1 protein-coding gene, 5 tRNA genes, 1 rRNA gene and 1 riboswitch are annotated in these 1,670 nt (G+C 52.8%); all 7 genes read right to left on the reverse strand.

Annotated elements, in window-relative coordinates; genetic code table 11:
- Nucleotides 1–827: methionine adenosyltransferase (metK, locus tag lacNas_RS06360; protein ID WP_201346700.1), on the reverse strand; the 827-nt coding region annotated here is incomplete at its 3' end.
- Nucleotides 825–910: riboswitch (SMK box riboswitch) on the reverse strand. Its footprint overlaps the gene before it by 3 nt.
- A gap of 67 nt (nucleotides 911–977) precedes the next feature.
- A tRNA-Val gene (locus tag lacNas_RS06365) sits at nucleotides 978–1,050 on the reverse strand.
- A gap of 3 nt (nucleotides 1,051–1,053) precedes the next feature.
- Nucleotides 1,054–1,125: transfer RNA gene (locus lacNas_RS06370), tRNA-Glu, on the reverse strand.
- A 129-nt stretch (nucleotides 1,126–1,254) separates the two neighbouring features.
- Nucleotides 1,255–1,328 (reverse strand) — tRNA-Met (locus tag lacNas_RS06375).
- A gap of 9 nt (nucleotides 1,329–1,337) precedes the next feature.
- Nucleotides 1,338–1,428 (reverse strand) — tRNA-Ser (locus tag lacNas_RS06380).
- A gap of 8 nt (nucleotides 1,429–1,436) precedes the next feature.
- A tRNA-Asn gene (locus lacNas_RS06385) sits at nucleotides 1,437–1,509 on the reverse strand.
- A 7-nt stretch (nucleotides 1,510–1,516) separates the two neighbouring features.
- A 5S ribosomal RNA gene (gene rrf / locus lacNas_RS06390) occupies nucleotides 1,517–1,633 on the reverse strand.
- Nucleotides 1,634–1,670: the final 37 nt, after the last annotated feature.

The following is a 1,670-nucleotide window of genomic DNA, read 5'->3' on the forward strand; positions in this document are numbered from 1 at the left end:
CCGCTGAAGGCACCGCCGCCGTGGCGGGCATAGCCGCCGTAAGTGTCGACGATGATCTTGCGGCCGGTCAAGCCAGCGTCCCCCTTTGGCCCGCCGATCACGAAGCGGCCGGACGGGTTGATCAAGTACTTGGTGTCATCATCCAGGTACTTGGCCGGAATCACTTCCTTGATCACGTCGTGCACCATGGCCACGCGGATTTCTTCATTGGTTACGTCAGCACTGGTTTGGGTGGAAATAACCACCGTGTCGACCCGCTTCGGCTGGCCGGCATCGTCGTATTCCACCGTCACCTGGGCCTTGGCATCCGGTCTCAGCCACGGGAAGGTCCCGTCTTTTCTGAGCTGGGCTACCTTGCGCATCAGGCGGTGAGCCAGGGAAATCGGCAAAGGCATCAGTTCCGGCGTTTCGTTGATGGCGAAACCGAACATAAGCCCCTGGTCGCCGGCCCCGATCTGGTCCAGCTCGTCGCTTTCATTCTGGTCACGGACTTCCAGGGCCTCATCAACCCCGCCGGCAATATCCGGTGACTGCTTGTCCAGCGCAACCAGGATCGCGCAGTTGTCGGCATCAAAACCCAGATCCGGGTCGTTATAGCCGATTTCGCGGATGGTTTCCCGCACCACGTGCTGGTAGTCAACGTTGGCAGTGGTTGAAATTTCCCCAAAGAGCAGCACCAGGCCAGTCGTGACCGAAGTTTCGCAGGCTACGTGAGCGTGCGGATCCTGCTCCAAGACAGCGTCAAGAATGGCATCGGAGATTTGGTCAGCGACCTTGTCCGGGTGTCCTTCTGAAACTGATTCTGACGTAAACAAATGCTTTTCCATCTATATGTGTCCCCCTATAGACTAGCTACACGGTTACAAGGCATCTTCACCAAAGGTGAATCCTATCAGGACTTGTAACAAACAATAATTTTGGATTTGTTCAGTTTTTTGTAAAAAAAAAGATTACCGTCCGGTAACCTTTCTGAACAATGGAGGATACAGGGCTCGAACCTGTGACCCTCTGCTTGTAAGGCAGATGCTCTCCCAGCTGAGCTAATCCTCCAGATGACCCGTACGAGATTTGAACTCATGTTACCGCCGTGAAAGGGCGGTGTCTTAACCACTTGACCAACGGGCCGTTTCATAAGCACGTTTACTAGTATACATGAATTACAGGCTAATGCAAGCTTTTTAGGAAAAAACTTTGCCCCTGGCAAATAAGCAAAAGCAAATAAAAAATCCACGGCCTAAGCCATGGATCTCATTATAGCGGCGGGGGGGATCGAACCCTCGACCTCCCGGGTATGAACCGGACGCTCTAGCCAGCTGAGCTACACCGCCATAATAAAACGGAGTGTGAGGGATTTGAACCCTCGATACAGGTATTCACCCGTATACATGATTTCCAATCATGCTCCTTCAGCCGCTCGGACAACACTCCATATTAAACTCCGCCTGTCAGACTCGAACTGACGACATCCTGATTAACAGTCAAGCGCTCTACCAACTGAGCTAAGGCGGAATGTTGAGCGCGGCAGCTTCCTATCCTTGCAGGCAGTTTCCCACCAACTACTTTCGGCGTTAAGAAGCTTAACTGCTGTGTTCGGCATGGGAACAGGTGTATCCTTCTTGCCATTGCCACCGCACTCTTCTTTGAGCTTGCACGCTCAAAACTGAATATCT

Origin of the sequence: Lactobacillus nasalidis, from assembly GCF_016587775.1 — a bacterium.
Classification (GTDB): Bacteria; Bacillota; Bacilli; order Lactobacillales; family Lactobacillaceae; genus Lactobacillus; species Lactobacillus nasalidis.